General features: G+C 67.9%; 22 protein-coding genes and 1 tRNA gene. 9 read left to right on the top strand and 14 right to left on the bottom strand.

Translation table 11 applies throughout. The features are described from left to right. Positions 1 to 21 precede the first annotated feature (21 nt). The 5 genes from EIL87_RS15425 to mrf form a co-directional block, all read right to left on the bottom strand. On the bottom strand, positions 22 to 1,449 hold the full coding sequence (locus EIL87_RS15425) for a sensor histidine kinase (protein ID WP_125091247.1): 1,428 nt from the start codon (positions 1,447 to 1,449) through the stop codon (positions 22 to 24). Positions 1,450 to 1,460: 11 nt separating this feature from the next. Further along, positions 1,461 to 2,156, bottom strand: a complete 696-nt coding sequence (locus EIL87_RS15420) for a response regulator transcription factor (RefSeq protein WP_125091246.1) — start codon at positions 2,154 to 2,156, stop codon at positions 1,461 to 1,463. Between the two features lie 124 nt (positions 2,157 to 2,280). Continuing rightward, positions 2,281 to 2,433 (bottom strand): 50S ribosomal protein L32, encoded by a 153-nt coding sequence (gene rpmF, locus EIL87_RS15415; RefSeq protein WP_125091245.1) that lies wholly within the window; start codon positions 2,431 to 2,433, stop codon positions 2,281 to 2,283. Positions 2,434 to 2,480: 47 nt separating this feature from the next. Then, positions 2,481 to 2,732: a type B 50S ribosomal protein L31 gene (locus tag EIL87_RS15410; protein ID WP_125091244.1), complete on the bottom strand. Its 252-nt coding sequence runs from the start codon at positions 2,730 to 2,732 to the stop codon at positions 2,481 to 2,483. After that, the gene (gene mrf, locus EIL87_RS15405; protein ID WP_125091569.1) at positions 2,729 to 3,946 is read right to left on the bottom strand and encodes a ribosome hibernation factor-recruiting GTPase MRF; all 1,218 of its coding nucleotides are present in this window, start codon (positions 3,944 to 3,946) and stop codon (positions 2,729 to 2,731) included. The genes EIL87_RS15410 and mrf overlap by 4 nt, the downstream gene beginning before the upstream one ends. 97 nt (positions 3,947 to 4,043) lie before the next feature. Between mrf and rpmB the strand changes: the two genes are divergently transcribed. From rpmB to EIL87_RS15370, 7 genes are all read left to right on the top strand, one after another. Continuing rightward, the gene (rpmB, locus tag EIL87_RS15400) at positions 4,044 to 4,280 is read left to right on the top strand and encodes a 50S ribosomal protein L28 (protein ID WP_125091243.1); all 237 of its coding nucleotides are present in this window, start codon (positions 4,044 to 4,046) and stop codon (positions 4,278 to 4,280) included. Next, positions 4,280 to 4,447 (top strand): 50S ribosomal protein L33, encoded by a 168-nt coding sequence (gene rpmG, locus EIL87_RS15395; RefSeq protein ID WP_125091242.1) that lies wholly within the window; start codon positions 4,280 to 4,282, stop codon positions 4,445 to 4,447. Before rpmB ends, rpmG begins: the two co-directional genes overlap by 1 nt. Before the next feature lie 97 nt (positions 4,448 to 4,544). Then, positions 4,545 to 4,850: a 30S ribosomal protein S14 gene (rpsN, locus tag EIL87_RS15390; protein WP_125091241.1), complete on the top strand. Its 306-nt coding sequence runs from the start codon at positions 4,545 to 4,547 to the stop codon at positions 4,848 to 4,850. Positions 4,851 to 4,854: 4 nt separating this feature from the next. Then, positions 4,855 to 5,079, top strand: coding sequence for a 30S ribosomal protein S18 (rpsR, locus tag EIL87_RS15385; RefSeq protein WP_125091240.1), 225 nt, complete (start codon positions 4,855 to 4,857; stop codon positions 5,077 to 5,079). Between the two features lie 79 nt (positions 5,080 to 5,158). Then, positions 5,159 to 5,839, top strand: coding sequence for a 5,6-dimethylbenzimidazole synthase (gene bluB / locus EIL87_RS15380; protein WP_125091239.1), 681 nt, complete (start codon positions 5,159 to 5,161; stop codon positions 5,837 to 5,839). A gap of 57 nt (positions 5,840 to 5,896) precedes the next feature. Then, a complete protein-coding gene (locus EIL87_RS15375; RefSeq protein WP_233576273.1) occupies positions 5,897 to 7,384 on the top strand; it encodes a GGDEF domain-containing protein in 1,488 nt (495 codons plus the stop codon). Positions 7,385 to 7,432: 48 nt separating this feature from the next. Continuing rightward, positions 7,433 to 7,505 (top strand) — tRNA-Arg (locus EIL87_RS15370). 151 nt (positions 7,506 to 7,656) lie between these two features. Here EIL87_RS15370 and EIL87_RS15360 read toward each other — a convergent pair. The 7 genes from EIL87_RS15360 to EIL87_RS27945 all read right to left on the bottom strand — a co-directional run bounded on the left by EIL87_RS15360 (position 7,657) and on the right by EIL87_RS27945 (position 12,291). Then, complete coding sequence (locus EIL87_RS15360) at positions 7,657 to 8,046, bottom strand: hypothetical protein (RefSeq protein WP_233576272.1); 390 nt, start codon at positions 8,044 to 8,046, stop codon at positions 7,657 to 7,659. 121 nt (positions 8,047 to 8,167) lie between these two features. Beyond that, positions 8,168 to 8,554 carry a hypothetical protein gene (locus EIL87_RS15355; RefSeq protein ID WP_125091238.1) on the bottom strand — a complete coding sequence of 129 codons (387 nt, stop codon included), beginning with the start codon at positions 8,552 to 8,554 and terminating at the stop codon, positions 8,168 to 8,170. Between the two features lie 253 nt (positions 8,555 to 8,807). Further along, the gene (locus EIL87_RS15350; RefSeq protein WP_325049476.1) at positions 8,808 to 9,230 is read right to left on the bottom strand and encodes an SAV_915 family protein; all 423 of its coding nucleotides are present in this window, start codon (positions 9,228 to 9,230) and stop codon (positions 8,808 to 8,810) included. Between the two features lie 186 nt (positions 9,231 to 9,416). Beyond that, the gene (locus EIL87_RS27725) at positions 9,417 to 9,548 is read right to left on the bottom strand and encodes a hypothetical protein (RefSeq protein WP_267898854.1); all 132 of its coding nucleotides are present in this window, start codon (positions 9,546 to 9,548) and stop codon (positions 9,417 to 9,419) included. Positions 9,549 to 9,708: 160 nt separating this feature from the next. Further along, entirely contained in the window at positions 9,709 to 10,977 is a 1,269-nt protein-coding gene (locus EIL87_RS15345) for a WXG100 family type VII secretion target (RefSeq protein WP_125091236.1), read from the bottom strand. A 15-nt stretch (positions 10,978 to 10,992) separates the two neighbouring features. Next, on the bottom strand, positions 10,993 to 11,286 hold the full coding sequence (locus tag EIL87_RS15340; RefSeq protein ID WP_125091235.1) for a hypothetical protein: 294 nt from the start codon (positions 11,284 to 11,286) through the stop codon (positions 10,993 to 10,995). 531 nt (positions 11,287 to 11,817) lie between these two features. After that, positions 11,818 to 12,291, bottom strand: a complete 474-nt coding sequence (locus tag EIL87_RS27945; protein WP_125091234.1) for an RloB family protein — start codon at positions 12,289 to 12,291, stop codon at positions 11,818 to 11,820. Between the two features lie 607 nt (positions 12,292 to 12,898). Between EIL87_RS27945 and EIL87_RS15330 the strand changes: the two genes are divergently transcribed. Beyond that, a complete protein-coding gene (locus EIL87_RS15330; protein WP_125091233.1) occupies positions 12,899 to 13,915 on the top strand; it encodes an AI-2E family transporter in 1,017 nt (338 codons plus the stop codon). A gap of 92 nt (positions 13,916 to 14,007) precedes the next feature. After that, the gene (locus tag EIL87_RS15325) at positions 14,008 to 14,616 is read left to right on the top strand and encodes an HdeD family acid-resistance protein (protein ID WP_233576271.1); all 609 of its coding nucleotides are present in this window, start codon (positions 14,008 to 14,010) and stop codon (positions 14,614 to 14,616) included. A gap of 110 nt (positions 14,617 to 14,726) precedes the next feature. Here EIL87_RS15325 and EIL87_RS15320 read toward each other — a convergent pair whose 3' ends face one another. Together EIL87_RS15320 and EIL87_RS15315 are read right to left on the bottom strand one after the other, a co-directional pair. Further along, entirely contained in the window at positions 14,727 to 14,972 is a 246-nt protein-coding gene (locus tag EIL87_RS15320; protein ID WP_125091232.1) for a hypothetical protein, read from the bottom strand. Positions 14,973 to 15,571: 599 nt separating this feature from the next. Then, positions 15,572 to 16,117 (bottom strand): hypothetical protein, encoded by a 546-nt coding sequence (locus EIL87_RS15315; protein ID WP_125091231.1) that lies wholly within the window; start codon positions 16,115 to 16,117, stop codon positions 15,572 to 15,574. Positions 16,118 to 16,208 lie beyond the last annotated feature (91 nt).

Genomic DNA, 16,208 nt, shown 5'->3' with positions numbered 1-16,208 from the left:
GACGAGATCGCTATTCGGTGTTCATTGCTGTTCGGTTTGCTGCGGGTTGCCGGGCAGCGCCATGCGCAGCAGCGCGCCGCCCTCCGGCGCCTGCGCGGCGAGCACCGACCCGCCGTGGCGCTCAGCGACCTGCTTGACGATCGACAACCCGAGCCCCGAGCCGGGCAGCGTGCGCGCGTCCGAGGAGCGGTAGAAGCGCTCGAAGACGTAGGGCCGGTCCGCCTCGGCGATGCCCGGGCCGCTGTCGGCGACCTCCAGCACGGCCATCCCGGTGCCTTCCTCCGGCCGCAGCTCGACCCGCACGTGGCCGCCGTCCGGGCTCCACTTGGCGGCGTTGTCCAGCAGGTTCAGCACCGCCCGCTCCAGCGCGGTCGCATCGCCCATCATCACCCACGGCTCCAGCCGCACGTCGAACTCGGTGCGCGGGGCGCGGCGACGGGCCCTGTTGAGCGCGCGCTCGACGACCTCGACGAGGTCGACCGGCTCGTGCACCGCCTGCGGGGTGTCCTCCCTGGCGAGCTCGACCAGGTCGCCCACCAGCGCCGACAACTCCTCCACCTGGGCCTGCACGTCGGAGAACATCTCCTGGCGGTCCTGCTCGGACAGCTTCGGCGCGTCCGGCCGGGCGGCCGCGAGCAGCAGCTCCAAGTTGGTGCGCAACGAGGTCAGGGGCGTGCGCAACTCGTGGCCGGCGTCGGCAACCAGCCGCCGCTGGCGCTCCTGCGACTCGGCCAGCGCGCTGAGCATGCCGTTGAAGCTCGCGGTCAGCCGCGCGAGCTCGTCGTCACCGCTGACCGGGATCGGCCGCAGATCTCCGGTCAGCGCGACCCGCTCGGTGGCGGCGGTCAGCCGCTGCACCGGCCGCAGACCGGCTCGCGCGACCGCCGTCCCGGCAGCCGCGGCGAGCAGGATGCCCGCGCCGCCCATCACCACGAGGACCACGCTGAGCTGCGCCAACGTGCGCTGGGTCGGTTGCAGCGAGGTCGACATGACCAGGGCCGCGTTGTGCCCGGTGGGCACGGCGACGACGCGGCTGTTGCTCGGCTTGTCGGTGCGCAGCGAGCGTTGCGCCTGCCCCTTGGCCACCGACAGCTCCAGCACGCTCATCGGCGGGCGCTGCTCCGGCCCGAACACGGTGCCGTCCGCGGACAGCACGTTGAGCTTGTAGTTGGTGGCGATGAAGAACGCCACCGGCACCTGCTGCAGGTCGGAGGTGCGCACCAGCGGACCTTCGGCGGCCTCCACGGCGCGCTCGGTGAGGTTCTCGTCGAGCTGCTGGTAGAGGCTGTCCCGCACGGTCACGAAGGCACCGACCGACACCAGCGCCACCGCACCGGCCACGCACATCGCCGCCAACCAGGTCACCCGGTTGCGCAGCGAGACGCGCTGCAGTCTGCTCGGGGGTGGCGGGTCGTCCAGGTCAGGCGGTGGCGGCGCGGGAACCGTCATCGGGTGGCCCATCATGGCGGCGTCTCGCGGAGGACGTAGCCGACACCGCGCACCGTGTGGATCAGGCGCGGTTCACCCTCTGCCTCGGTCTTGCGGCGCAGGTATCCGATGTAGACCTCGAGGGCGTTGCCCGAGGTCGGGAAGTCGTAACCCCACACGTCCTCGAGCAGCCTGCTGCGGGTCAACACCTGCTTGGGGTGCGCCATGAGCAGTTCGAGCAGGGCGAACTCGGTGCGGGTGAGGCTGATCGAGCGCTCTCCCCGGCGGACCTCGCGGGTCCCGGGGTCCAGTTCCAGGTCGGCGAAGCGCAGCGCGGCGGGTTGCGCGTCGGGACCGCCCTCGGGCGGGGTGGCGCGGCGCAGCAGGGCGCGCAGCCGGGCCAGCAGCTCTTCCAGCGCGAAGGGCTTGGGCAGGTAGTCGTCGGCTCCGGCGTCGAGCCCGGCGACCCGGTCGGACACGGCGTCGCGCGCGGTGAGCACCAGGATCGGCAGGTCGTCGCCGGTGCTGCGGAGCCGGCGCGCCACCTCCAGGCCGTCGAGTCGGGGCATCATCACGTCGAGGACCATGGCGTCCGGCCGGTTGTCGGCCAGGTGGTCCAGTGCCTGTTGACCGTCCGCCGCGAGCTCGACCTGGTAGCCGTTGAACTGCAGGGACCTCCGCAGCGACTCCCGCACGGCACGGTCGTCGTCGACGACGAGGATGCGCATGCGGACAGTGTTACCGGTTGCCCTGAGAACGACCTGAGAACCCCCGCCGCCTCGCGCGTCGCGGTGACCGCCGTCTCGACCGCGGCGCGCGCCGGCCACGGGTCAGCGCGCGCCGCGGTCCTCGTCAGCTCTGCTGGAAGTGCCGGACCAGCGCTCGCGGCACCAGCTTCCGCTCGCCGTCCACCACGATCGGCACCAGGTCCGGGGCCTGCGCCTTCCACTGCGAGCGGCGGTGCCGGGTGCGGGAGCGGGACGTCTTGCGCTTGGGGACTGCCATGTCGAGGTCCTCCGTTCGTCGTCAGGGTGCAGGTGCGGGCGTGCCGGTCATCCGCGGCGGTCGCCGTAGCGGCGGCGGAACTTCTCGACCCGCCCCTGGGTGTCCACGACCCGCTGGTCGCCGGTCCAGAAGGGGTGCGAGTACGCGGTCACGTCGATGGTGATCAGCGGGTAGGTGTTGCCGTCCTCCCACTCGATGCGCGCCTCGGAGGTCGCGGTCGAGCGGGTCAGGAAGGTCCTGCCGGTCGCGCGGTCCTGGACGACCACCGGCTCGTAGCGCGGGTGGATGTCGGGTTTCACCGGTTCTCCCTCAGCTCGGATTCGGCGCAGCGCTCGTCGCGCCAGTCGGCGAACGGGTCCGGGTACTGCGCCCACGCGTGCTCACCCGCGGCGAGCTCGTCGTCGGTGAGCACGGCCTCGCGCAGGACGTGGACGATCAGGTGCGGGTCGGCGTCGCAGGAGAGGACGACGAGCTCGTTCATCCGGTCGCCGTAGTAGTCGTCCCAGATCAGCTCGGCCCGCAGCCGCCGGTCGTCGGGGAGGCCCTGCCAGTCGTCGACGGTGGCCAGCCACGGTCCGGCGTGGGCGATGCCCAGTCCACCGCCCGCTGACTCCAGGTACAGGGCGTCGTCGGGCTGGCTGGCCACCCAGAACCTCCCACGGGTGCGCACGACGCCCTCCAGCAGCAGGTCGATCGCCTCGTGCAGCCGCTTCGGGTGGAAGGGGCGGCGCTCCTCGAACAGCACCGCGGACACCCCGGCGTCGGTGTCCAGCGACGGCTGACCACGCAGCAGTCGGCCGTGCGGTCCGTCGACCTCGCCCCTCCGGGAGCCGTCGGGCACCCGCTCCAGCAGGTCGGAGACGTCCAGGTCGTCGAGGCGGGCCAGCGGCGCCGACGGGGTGAGCCGGGCGAGCACGGCTTCGGTGCGGACCTGCTGCCAGCGGTCCTCGGCGGTTCCGGCGAGCACGATCGCGTCGGCGAACTCCGCCTGCCCGACGGCCACCTGCGCGACGGTCCGCTCGTCGTCGGCGCTCCCGCCGAGACCGCGCTCGGCGAGCTCCTCATCCCCCGTGCTGTCGGGCAGCCATGTGCCGAGGTCGACCGTGGTCAGCACGGCTTCGACCTCGACGTCGGAGAGCAGCGCACGGCCGTCGACCTGGACGTGGCGCAGTGCCCAGGAGATCGCCTCGGGCTCCAGCGACGGGTCGAGCTGGACGACGATGCGGTGGACGTCGGGCGCTGCGGCGAGCCGGCGCAGCAGGGGCAGGAGGTCTTCGCGCACGGTGCACGACACGCAGCCGTGCGCGAGTTCGAGGACCTGGTTGTCGTGGTGGTCGCCGTGCCTGACCTGGCGACGCACCACTCCTTCCGCCACCGAGCGCAGGTCGGCGTGCACCAGCGCGGTGCCTGCCGGATCGCGCCGGCGCGCCGCCTCGGCCGCCTCGGCGACCTGGGGTTCGCGGAGGCCGGCCACCAGCAGCAGCGGCGTCCGCGCGGACGGGTCGGTGAACATCCCCACCTCAATCGACAATGGTTTTCGTTTTCACTGCCGCCACGCTACCCTGGCGACGGCTCAGATGAAAATGGATGTCGTTATCGAGAGGTAGGTCATGTCCGTCCGCTGCCAGGTGACCGGCACTAAGCCCAGCTACGGCAACCAGGTCTCGCACTCCCACCGCAAGACGCGCCGCCGCTGGCTGCCCAACGTGCAGCACAAGCGCTACTGGCTGCCCTCCGAGAACCGGTGGATCCGGCTTCGGCTGTCGGCCAAGGGGATGAAGACGATCGAGAAGCGCGGCATCGACGCCGTCGTCGCCGAGATGCGCGCTCGAGGGGAACGAGTCTGATGGCGAAGAACACCGACGTCCGACCGGTGATCAAGCTCCGCTCCACCGCCGGCACCGGGTTCACCTACGTCACGACCAAGAACCGCCGCACCACGCCGGACCGGCTGCGGCTGCGCAAGTACGACCCGGTCGCCCGCCGGCACGTCGAGTTCCGAGAGGAACGCTGACACCCACCCACACCCGCGAACCCCCGGTTCGCGCCACCACCCGACCGCCTCCGGTCCCGAGGGGGCGTTGGCGGGAGGGACAGATCGAGAGGACAACGTGGCCAAGAAGTCGAAGATCGCTCGGAACGAGCAGCGCAAGGAGGTCGTCGCCCGGTACGCCGCGCGGCGCTCCGAGCTCAAGCGGATCATCGCCTCGCCGAAGACCGAGCCCGAAGCCCGCGTCGAAGCCCAGCGGGAACTGCAGCGCCAACCGCGCGACGCCAGCCGGGTGCGGCTGCGCAACCGGGACGTCGTCGACGGACGTCCACGCGGCTACTCCCGCACGTTCGGCCTCTCCCGGATCCGGCTGCGCGAGATGGCGCACCAGGGCCAGCTGCCGGGCGTCACGAAGTCGAGCTGGTGATCGCGTGCGCCGACCTGTCGAACACCGCACGAGACCGAACCTCCTGCAGCGCGAAGGCGTCGTCCACGTTGACTGGAAAGATGTGGCGCTGCTGCGCAAGTTCCTCTCCGACCGCGGCAAGATCCGCTCCCGCCGCGTCACCGGGCTGACCGCCCAGCAGCAGCGCGAGGTCGCCAAGGCGATCAAGAACGCCCGGGAGATGGCGCTGCTGCCGTACCACCACAAATAGGGCGATCCGCTCGAACACCGTGCGATACCGGTCACCCTGGAGCCAGATGACCGGTGTCGCCGGTGCAGCATTGATCGCGATGAAGACCCCTGGACACAACCCCAAGCTGACCGACACCGCACCCGCCGCCGAGCTCTACGACGTGATCAACCGCCGCCGGGACGTCCGCCGGGAGTTCTCCGGCGCCGAGGTCCCCGAGCCGGTGCTGCGCCGCGTGCTCACCGCCGCGCACTCCGCGCCCAGCGTCGGGCTCTCCCAGCCGTGGGACTTCATCCTGGTTCGCGACGCCGGCACCCGCCGCGCGTTCCGCGAGCACGTGCTCGCCGAGCGCAGCGTGTTCGCCAGCCAGCTCGACGGCGAGCGCGCCGAGACCTTCAAGAAGATCAAGGTCGAGGGCATCGTGGAGTCGTCGCTGGGCATCGCCGTCACCTACGACCCGCGCCGCGGTGCCCCGCAAGTGCTGGGCCGGCACGCCATCGCCGACGCCGGGCTGTACTCGGTGTGCCTGGCGATCCAGAACCTGTGGCTGGCCGCGACGGCCGAGGGCCTCGGGGTCGGCTGGGTGAGCTTCTACCGCGAGGAGTTCCTGCGCAGGCTGCTCGGAGTTCCCAGCGAGGTGAGGCCGGTGGCATGGTTGTGCGTGGGGCCGGTTCGCGAGCTGGCTGACACGCCTGACCTCGAACGGCACGGCTGGCGCCAGCGGATGCCGCTGGAGGACGTCGTGCACTACGAAACGTACGGGCGCGGGCGCAACCGGTAGCCTCGGGAAGGCCGCTCGGCCGAGCGGCCACGATGACGTGCTCACGACGGGGTCGCGGTGCAGCAGGAGGACCAACCGCTGGCCGGCCACATCCCGGCCCAGGACCGACAGGTGAGGCAACTGCTCAACGCAGGCGGCTTCACCAAGGCCGATGCTGCCTTCGACGAGCTGATCGCCGGTGGCGCCAACTTCGTCGACGAGCGCTGGGTGCGCTCCACCGTGCTGGTGCACCGGGCGCTGCTGGCCTGGCGGCTCGGCCGCATCCCCCTCGCACTCGAGTTGATCACCGAGGGCTGGACGGAGCTCGACACCCGGCCGCCGTCCGGTGGTTCCTCCGCGCACACCGTCAGCATGCTCGGCTACATCCTGGAGAGCATCGGGCGGCGCGGGCCGGCGATGGACCTGATGTCGCTGGCGGTGCAGATCGCCCGCGACGCCGGTGACCAGCCGGCGCTCGCGCACTGCGCGCTGCGCGAAGGCGTCTCCCGGGTGTTCCAGGCGGCCGGTGACCAGGACCAGGCCAACCACCAGTTCGCCGCGGCCCGCGATCTCTGCGAGGAGGCCCAGTCGCTGGCCAAGCCGGGTGGGATCAAGAGCTGTGCGCTGGCCTGCCTGGCCCGTTCGCTGTCCGGCCTGGGCGACGTGGAGACCGCCGAGCGCATCGCGCAGGAGGCGCTCACCCTCGGCCGGGACGCCGCCAACCTCTACGCGGTGGGCATGGCGAACTGGGTGCTCGCCCACGTCCGGCGCTCACAAGGCGTCCTGACCGAGGCTCGCACGTTCGCCAGCCGAGCCCTGGAGAACGCGGAGAACATCAGGGAGTCCGCCCTGATGATGCACTTCTCCCGCGAACTCGCCGAGATCTGCCGGGAGCTCGGTGACCCGGTCGGTGAAGCGGCGGCCCTGCGCCGCGCGGTGTCGGCAGCGGTTTCCGCCGTGGACATCCTCAAGGAAGGTCTCGGCCAAGCCCTGGAACAGCGACGGGTGGCCACCCAAGCCCAGCGGATGGCCATGGCCGCCCGCGAGGCGGCGCTGCGCGACCCGCTGACCGGCCTGGCCAACCGGCTCGGCCTGGAGCGCCTGGCCCCCGTCCTGCTGGAGCGCACCGCAGCAGCGGGCCGCATCCCGTGGCTGGTGCTGCTCGACGTCGACTGGTTCAAGGAGGTCAACGACTTCGCCGGGCACACCGCGGGCGACGTCGTCCTGCAGGAGGTCGCCAACCTCCTGCGCCGCGAGTGCCGCGCCGGCGACCTGCTGTGCCGCTGGGCAGGTGACGAGTTCGTCGTCCTCCTGGTCGACGCCGCCGAAGACTCCCGCGAAGCAGGCCCGGTCGTCGCCGAGCGCATCCGCTCAGCGGTCAACTCGCACGACTGGCGCCTCGTGCTGGGCCGCCTCGAGAAGAAACCCACGGTCAGCATCGGCGTCGCCGCAGGCCCCAACGACCTGGAACAACTCTTCGCCTCAGCCGACATCGCCCTCTACAAGGCAAAACGCGCAGGCCGCAACCGGGTGGAGACCGACGGCGAGGAGATCGACCCGAGCTAGCCCACCACGTGCCAACCCACAACGCCGCCCCAGGTACCCTCCGATCAGGCCCTCGTAGCTCAGGGGATAGAGCACGGCTCTCCTAAAGCCGGTGTCGCAGGTTCGAATCCTGCCGGGGGCGCCTGACCAGGGGAAACAAAGCGGGGGCCGATCTCATCCAAGATCAACCCCCACTTTTCCCTCACAATTGCTTCAGCCGCTGAGCTGCATGTTTGCCAGCGCTGCCGCAGCCGAGCTACCCCGCGACTTGCGCGTCATGTACACGTCCTGGGTCATGCTGACCCGCTCGTGACCGAGGTAGTCCGCGGGATGATCGCGTGCACGACCGCCGAACCCGCGTTGAACTCCGCCCACCGGCCCCGCAGCAGCGGGAGGACTTGCGGGATGACGTTCATCAGCAGCGTCGAGGTCAACAAGACGCGTTTGAGCCGCGACCACTGGTGATCAGGCGAAACCCCGTGAGCGAGGATCACCGCCTCGAAGTTCAGCACGATCAACAAACCCGCGAACATAGGCTCCACCGTCCACGCGGCCCACCACAACGGGTCAGCCGTCGTGGAGCGCCCGGCGAGGAACTGCTGAACACCAGTGGTGGTGAACACCAGGCCCAGCGCCAGGAAGAACCACAACCCGGCGAGGGTCCGTCGTCCGTTGCGCTCCATCTCCACGGCCTGCAGATCAGGGTGTCACACCTCGGTGGGCGCAGGATCTCGGAAAGACCTGCGCCACCCCGCACACTTCTCGACTCAGCTCGACGCGGTCTCCAGCCACGCCAACCCGATCTCATAGGTTGAGCATGCTCCGAGCGGAAGGCGACTTCGCGGCCGTGTCGTCAATGACCTTCGCCCCGTTGGCCACCGAGTGGCGGATCCCGTTGTAGACCAGGTCCCAGAGCGCGGGGTTCTCCTGCAGGTTGTCGACGCGGATGAGGACTTCCCTCCCGTCTTGACCCAACGCCAGGTCATTCGCGGTCAAACCGCTGGCGACCCGCACGCTTTCCAGCTCGTAGGTCCTGATCCAGCGGCGCTTGTGGTAGAGCCAGTGCGCGCCAGCCGCGATAAGCCGGTCGTTGTTCATGAAGGCTGTGAGGACGGTCGGGATCAAGATGAGCGCCAGCCACATGGTCCAGTCTGCTGCCCAGTCAAAACCCCAGCGTTTGAAGGTGAGCACGACGACACCGAATACGAAGTACCAAACCGCCGTGTTCAGCAATCTCAACGGCGACGCTCGCCACCACGCCAGAGGAGGCCCCCAAGCATCGGGAAGCTCAGGGATGGCGCGTCACCCCCAACTCGAGTTGATCAGCTTTGGTAAAGGTTCGACCTTGCCCCAGACATGCAGTTCGGGGGCGGGTGGCGGCCGTGGTTCACCGGAGAGGTCCGGTTTCGGCGGAAGCACGGTGTCCACTCGCTCTACCTCGATGTCACTGGCTCGGCGGCGATGCCATCTTGGCGTTACAAGCGTGCCTCGTCACCGGAATTGCACATCTCCCGTTACGGATCCTGAGGTAGTACGGGGTCGAGTTCGATGAACGCAGCCTCACACCGCTGGCGAACAAGTTCGATCTGCGCCTTCGGCACGGCCAGAAGGGTTGCTCGTCCCCCAGACACACGGCGAGTCGCTCTGGCGAGGAGAACGCCAGCAAGACCAGCTCGTTGTCCTCCGTGCGGTTCAACTGGATCGTGACTTCATCCTGAGGTGCATCAACGCGTTCCGACGGGACATATAGCGCTTCCGGAGGCGGGACGTCCTCTTGCTCGGCCTCGTCGTCGACTGCCACTTCGTGCTCCGCACCGAACACAGCGGGAGCCACGTCATCCACCGAGAACAGATCGTCACGACCCATCGTGCTCACGCTCCTGGACCTCACGCCGGACGAACCACCAGCCAACCATCGCTGCGCCGACAAACAGCAGCGAGGACATCACCGCCACGGCCAGAGCGCTACCTTCACGCCCTCCGGCGATCCAGACCGGAACCAACGGTGCCGCCATAAGACCAAGGCACACAAGGAAAATCCGAAGGTGAGGGGTCACGGCTTCCCCTTGTCCTCCTCGTCGCGGTACGGGTACAGAAGCCGATTCACTTCCTGCCCGACCTCACGACGCGACTGTTGACGGATGATCTTCAGGCTGACCGCACCAACGACTACGAAGTAGGCCACTGTGATCAACGCTCCAATGTTCGAACCCGTAGCTCGGTCCAACCCATGTGTCTCAGCCATTCCTGGTGCGATGAAGAGTGGAAGCAAACCTACGACGATCGCGACTGCGGCCGTCAAGTACCGCAACCACTTCGGCCAGATGTGCTTTGGCATTTTGCTGTCACCACTTCGTCAGCGGCGTGGAGCCGGGATGCTTGCGTTCGACCTCATGAAGTTGTTCCTGGGACTTGGAATGCCGATCCAGCACGTCCTTCGTCACTTCCTTCGAGTCGTGCTGGAAATCCTGCCAAGTATTTTCTTGAGAGTAGCTGTAGAGCCACGCGGCACCTGCGCCAACGCCCACCCCAATAACTGTGACGGGTGCTGCCGCCACCCCAGCTGCGCCCGCAGCAAGGGCAGCAGCGCCACCCACGCCTGCCCCCACGCCGTAGCTCGCGAAGTTGGATGAGAGCGTCTTCCCGACGGGCTTGCCCTCGACGATGATCTGGCGACCCGACTCGACTCCGGTCAGGAGGAAACCGGCGATTCCGCCCATGCGGCCAACGGTTCGCACAACACCGGGCTTGGTTCCGCCGAAGGTCTTTGCGAGCGGGTTGAACAGAATGTTGCCTACCTTGGTTTCCCCGAGGTTGCCGAGCGCCCGTGCGTTGCTGGCGGCCTGCGCCTCAGTGAGACCGATCGAGGTCATGAGCTTGGTCATGTGCGCCTGCCGAGTCGCGGCGGGCATCGCGGAATCAGCGGACAACCGGGAGAAGTTCTCCACGAACGCCAGGCGTTCTGCTGCCATGCCTTGCAGCTTCTTCGCCGCACCGTGCAATGCACCAACCACGGCGACTGTGTTTCCCAGCCACGTTGACCCTTTCGTCAGCGAGGCGACGAGCGCGTTGGCATCCTCGAGCGCGGCGTTCAGCTCCTCGTGTGCGGTGTTCTCCAAGCGCCGCGCCCACTGCACCAGGTCCTCGGCCTCCCGCCATGCATCCAGCCGGCGCTCGCGGTCCTTTCGGGCTTGGTCTGTCGGGTCGAGTCCCGGCATCGACGGGCTGCCGGCTCCCTCTGAGGCGGTCTGTGTCGGATCTCCGTTCGGCTTCTCAATCCACGTACCGCGCACGATGAGCCCGCCCTCACGTGCAGCATCCAGGGCGCGCTCCATCCGGGACTTGCAGGTAGCGATGTTGTCCGCGAAGGACGTCAGCTCACGTGAGACCTTGTGCGCGATCCGAGCCACCTCGTCAGTGTCGCTCGCGGCTCTGGTGGCCTGCTCCCGAAACGCCTCCGCCGCCGCACCTTCCCAAGCTGACTCCGACTCGGAGCGCGTTTTATTGAGCGCAGTACCAGCCTCATGGTTGGCGTTGGCCAGCTTCGTGAGATAAGCGGCACCCTCCCGGCAGGAGTTCGGTTCCGCCAGAACCTCTGTGTTGATCGCTGTCACGTGTACCGACCCCGGTTACTGTCCGCCACGACGGAACAGATCCGCCGCCGCATCATCGTTGTTCAAGTAGGCATCGCGTGTGGTCTGTACGTCCGCAGCCATCGCTTGTGTTCCGGCAAGCACCCCGGCGCTCGCCTCCAGGAGTTTGCCTAGCGTCTCCACAAGCGGCGGCGTCGACTCACCAGCGTTCGCCCCGGGTGGTGCTGCCTGAGCAAGACCGTTAAGCCCCTGCGTTCCGCCGTCGAGCGTGCCCCGCAGCCGGTCGAACAGCTCCGGCGGGGCTGTGATGCCGTCCCCGGGATGTGTCACGGCTAACTCCCCCTAGCGCTCCCAGTGTGATTCCGCGACACCGTATCGAACCACGTAGTACGAGATCAGAGGGTTAATACCCATCACTCGGAAAGAGCAGGGGACTCTCCAGGGTTTGCCTCCGTGCCAGCAACCTGCACAAAGCGCGTCCAGAGCGCCGCCTACGACAGACAAGGCGCCCAGTGCGAATCTCGCGGCGCCCTGACCCGCGTGTTTAGACTTTCTCTACTTCGGCCCCTACGGGGCCGCCTGCCGCTGTATGCGAGCCAGGGTGGAGCTGCCGGCCTTCCTGTATGCGAGCCCGGTCAAGCGGTCGTTGGCCGGCCGGGCATGCGGCTCGCTGCGCTCACCGGTCCCGGCAGGCCAACGCCGCGACCGGGCGCAAAGGGAAAGGTCAGCAGCTTCACCCTGGCGCGTGCGGAAGGCAGCCGGCCCCGCAGGGCCGCTTGGGGAGCGCGACAGTAACCGCGAGCCCCTGCACGATAGGCGGCTCCGCCACCTTGGCAAATTCACAGAACAGTGCTGGTCAAGTTAACAGCGTGATCGGCTTACTATGCCCGCGCAAATGGCAGCCTTCCAGTTTACAGTGGGTCGCCTGGCTGTGGTCCTTCTGCATAACAGCAACACACCGACCCTTAGAATTATTCGGACGGACCAGCTCTCGTCAGCTTCCCTTTCCGAATGCAAGTAATCACTTAGTAAGTAGACACCAGATCCGGGGTTTTCAGGACAATCCCCTTTAAAACGCGGGGCTCTACTTGACGCCAGCGGAGCATCCTTGAACGGGAAACTGCGCGGGATGCTTTTTCCATCAAATCCATGCTTTCGAAGCTTTTCCCGGAGCTGACCTCGGGTCATGTATCGCGAACACGCCTCAAAATGGAATAGAAGCCACATTTCAAAACATGGGTTGCTAATTGCAATATTAAACTTCATCCGCTGCGCCAGCTCAATAGCGTTCGGGAGCGTCTCATAGGAAGAATATCGAAAATGGACAGGAAGCACCGCCTCCTCGAGACGGAGTCACCGATTCGAGGCCTGCCGGGGCGCTTCCGATTAGGTCGCGGGTTCGGGGTTTGGTATCCAACGCGAACACCTCGCCTCATGCACCATCTTTCACCGCAGTCATCCAGCTGCAGACCTGTGTCTGCGGCACGCAGTGCTGAGGTGGTTTGGACGAGTCAAGCATCGCATGAGCGTTGCTCTACTCCTCTTCGTCCTCCCGGTACGGTGCGAGCGTTCGATCGAGATCGTCCGCGATCACGTGCCGGTCTTTGCGATGGGTGATCTTCCGGAGGACTAGGTGCCCGCCACCGAACAAGAGCATGGTCGTGACGCAGGCGAGTGATCGTGCGTTCTCACGCTCCCAGCCGTGCGACTCAACCGCCAGATCGTCGGGCGGGACTCCTGGCCCTGCCTGGGTGGGCGGGGTGCGCCTGTACTGGGGCCAGCACCGGCGCCTGCCGGCCTGGTCGCGGGAGGGTGGGATGCCGCGGAGCAGGAAGCGTCCCGGGGTCGCCGGGTCGGAGGACACGCGGGTTTCAGCGCGGCGGGCGGTTGCTGCTGCGCCGCCGGGGAGAGCCGGCTTCACCGGTGGGGTGTGAACTGCTGGATGTTCACCGGTGTTGCAGTGGCGGTCGGGGTGGTCGTGTTCGTGGTGCTGGTGGCGCGGCCGCTCCTCATCCCCTTGGTCGTGATGATCGGTGCCGCGACGATCGCGGAGCCGCTGGTCGCTCGTCTTGCGCGGATGCGCGTTCCCCGGGCTTTAGGGGCCGCTGCCGTCTGCTTGTTGGTGCTGGCCGCCCTGGGGATCGTGGTCCTGGTGTTCACGGCTGGGATCGTGTCGCAGTGGGACGCGATCGTGCGGGTTGCGACCAGCGCGGTGTCCCGAGCTCGCGATCTGCTGGCGGGGGTCTCGTTCGGCCCGGAGCTCGTGGACCAGGTCAGCGCGGCGGCTGCGGGGTCGGGTGATTCGCTCGCGCTCGGTGTGGTCTCGCAGCTGAGCTCCGGTCTGACAGCCCTCGCAGTCGGCGTCCTCGGGGTGTTGGTGGGTGTCTACGTCCTGGTGCTGGTGTTGGCCGACGCACCTCGGATCCACGCGCTGATCTCGGGTGGGGTCCCCGGACCACGCGGCTACGGGGTCGTGGTGACCGAACGGGCGGCCACCATCGCTCGGCAGTACTTCAAGAGCCTGACGGCGATGGCGGTGATGAACTCGGCCGTGCTCGTGCTCGGAGCCGCGGTGATGCGCGTGCCGTTCGTCCTGGCGATCGGTCTGCTGAGCTTCGTGACCGCCTACATCCCGTACGTCGGGGCGTTCTTGTCCGGTGCTTTCGCCGTGCTCATGGCCCTCGGTTCAGGTGGTCTCGAGACGGGGCTCGCGATGCTGGGCGTGGTCGTCCTCGCCAACGCCGTGCTGGAGAACTTCGTCCGCCCGTTCACTTTCGGCGCGGTCCTGGACCTGCACCCGCTGATCATCCTGCTCGTCACGCTGGTCGGCGGGGCACTCGGCGGAGCCGTGGGCATGGTGGTCGCTCCCCCGCTGACGGCGATCGTGGCGGAGTCGGTGCGCCTGCTCCACGCGGCACGACCGGCAGCACGGGCGCCTGCTCCTCGCGAAGGCGGATGAGCGTCCAACCCTGAGGTCTTTCGACCCTGGGAGGGCAGGTGCGCTGCTCGCAACCTGAGGCTGTCCGTCCGAACTTCTCCTGCGAGGTGCGCATGTCGAACGCACGAGCAGCGGGCACGTCCGCCGGTGAACCGTTGGGCCGGGTGGGGCGCTCTTGGGGCTGGTTGCTCGCCTTCGGTGTCCTGACGCTGCTGGCCGGGATCGCAGCGCTGGTGGCTCCGGGACCGACCATCGAGATCATCTCGATCGTCTTCGGGGTGCAGCTGCTCATCGGCGGTGTCTTCTGGTTCGTCCGCGCGCTGAGCACGCGCGACGGAGCCGTCGTGCACCTGCTCCTCGCCGTCCTCGCCGTCCTCGCCGGTGTCGCGGTGCTCCGGAACCCCGCGGAAGCGGCGCTGGTGTTCCCGCTGGTGCTGGGGATGTTCTGGATCGTCGGCGGACTCATCGAGACGTTCCACTCGATCGCAGGGCACGACGTGCCCGGTCGTGGCTGGGCGATCGCGTCCGGCGCGCTGAGCGTGCTCGCGGGCATCGCGCTGCTCATCTACCCGGGCCTCGGTCTGGTGACCATGACCTACCTGCTCGGGTTCTGGCTGATCGTCTACGGCGCGATCGCGGCCACCCGCGCGCTCCAAGCCCGGCCGCACGGTGCCGCAGCGTCCGCTCCCCCGCCACCGCACGCGGGGCCGGCGCCCGCCTGAGCGACCTCGCTCTCCGCTGTTCGCGGATCGGGTAGGAGGCCAGTTCCACACGCTGGTCTCCTCCCGCGTGTCCTGCGGGCTCCACGTCCGTCTGACCGCCGCTCCTTCGGTCAGTAGTAGGCGAACTCCCTGGGCGGGAGGATCTCCATCGCCGTGACGTCGTCGCTCTCGTAGCGGCTGCCCACTTCCTCGGCACGCCACTGCTCCAGGTTCCGGAGGCATTGGCGCAGCTCTTCGGCGCGCATCGCCCAGTCCCGGCGGCTCTCACGGCTGCAGTCCGGGTCGGTCATCATCTGCCGGGCGAAGGAAAAGCGTCCGTAGAGGTAGGACAAGGCCGTGTCATCGTGGCTGGCCACCAGCACTCCTTACTCCGAACACAACGTCACCCGTGTGGCCGCACAGGGAACCCACGTTGCTACATATCGTGATTTCACGCATGCGATTCATCTTCACTATCGTCCTCACGGGCGAAGCGTTACGGTGGGCTGTGCAGCCCAACAATGCATTGCGTGTTCAAGTGAGCACGCGAACACGAGCGCGTGCTCGAGGACGCTGCGACAAGGCGAACTCGACAACTCCGCGCTACCGGTGAGAACCGGTGGCAAACCTCTGAACATCCTTCCATAGGGCCCTCGTCACCTGCGGAAACGGTGTCAATCACCGATTTTCCCCTCATGTCGGTGATCGGCACGCGGAAGTGTTCCTCAACCACCGGAGTGGGGCGAATTTTCACCCTTCCGAACACGCCCCACTACGCGTTGAGCGACCACTGCCCCCGGGGGGAGAAATGGTTGAAATTCGGGTAAGAATCGAAAACACCGCTGGTCACGTGTGTTTCGTTGTTCGGATACGCCTCCGGCACCTGGTTCAACGAACAGAACCGGAGGAGTTGTCGCTCACGTGGTGATGCGAATCGTGACACCACCGGGTCGCAGCGCAGCGGTGGCGGCGCAGGTCAGCGGCGGCCTTGCACCGACGGCGATCGGGTGCGCGCTGCCCAGCGGGTGCGCCCACCGGGCTTGTAGATCGACAGCCAAGTGGCGGCGCCGACCGTGAGGAGGTGGAACGCGGCCATGCCCACGAGGTTGACCTGCGCGCTGTCGACGGAGCCGCTGGAGAGGCGTGCCGCAGTCGCGATCCAGCCCGGCGCGAGGCTGGCGGTGATCGCGATCGTGGCGACGGTCAGCACCAGCTTGACCAACGGCCAGTAGTGCTGAGCGATCCCCCACTTCGTGCCGGTGCTGAGGACGAGCCCGGTGCCCAAGGTGATCAGCGACGCCGGGCGGGCGAGGGACGCGATGAGCAGTTCGTGGAACTCGTAACCCGCGCGGACGACGGCGGAGTCGGAGCGGGTCAGCATCGCGAGCGTGAGCACGAACGTCACCGCTGCGATCCCGAACCAGCCCACACCGGCGACGACGTGCAGCAGGAGCACCGCGCGGCGGGCACGTGCCGGTAGCCGGAAGGTCCGCGTCTGCTGGGTCTGCTGGGTGGCGGTCATGGGAGCTCCCCGAGAAGTCGCCTGTCGCACCTGGTGCTGGAGATGCTCCGGTGCGCGACCGCCGAAGTCGTCCGCAGCGGCGCGGCACCTG

The organism is Saccharopolyspora rhizosphaerae (assembly GCF_003931915.1).
Classification (GTDB): Bacteria; Actinomycetota; Actinomycetes; order Mycobacteriales; family Pseudonocardiaceae; genus Saccharopolyspora; species Saccharopolyspora rhizosphaerae.
The sequence above is the reverse complement of the archived record's forward strand: the minus strand, read 5'-3'. Positions and strand labels throughout refer to the sequence as shown.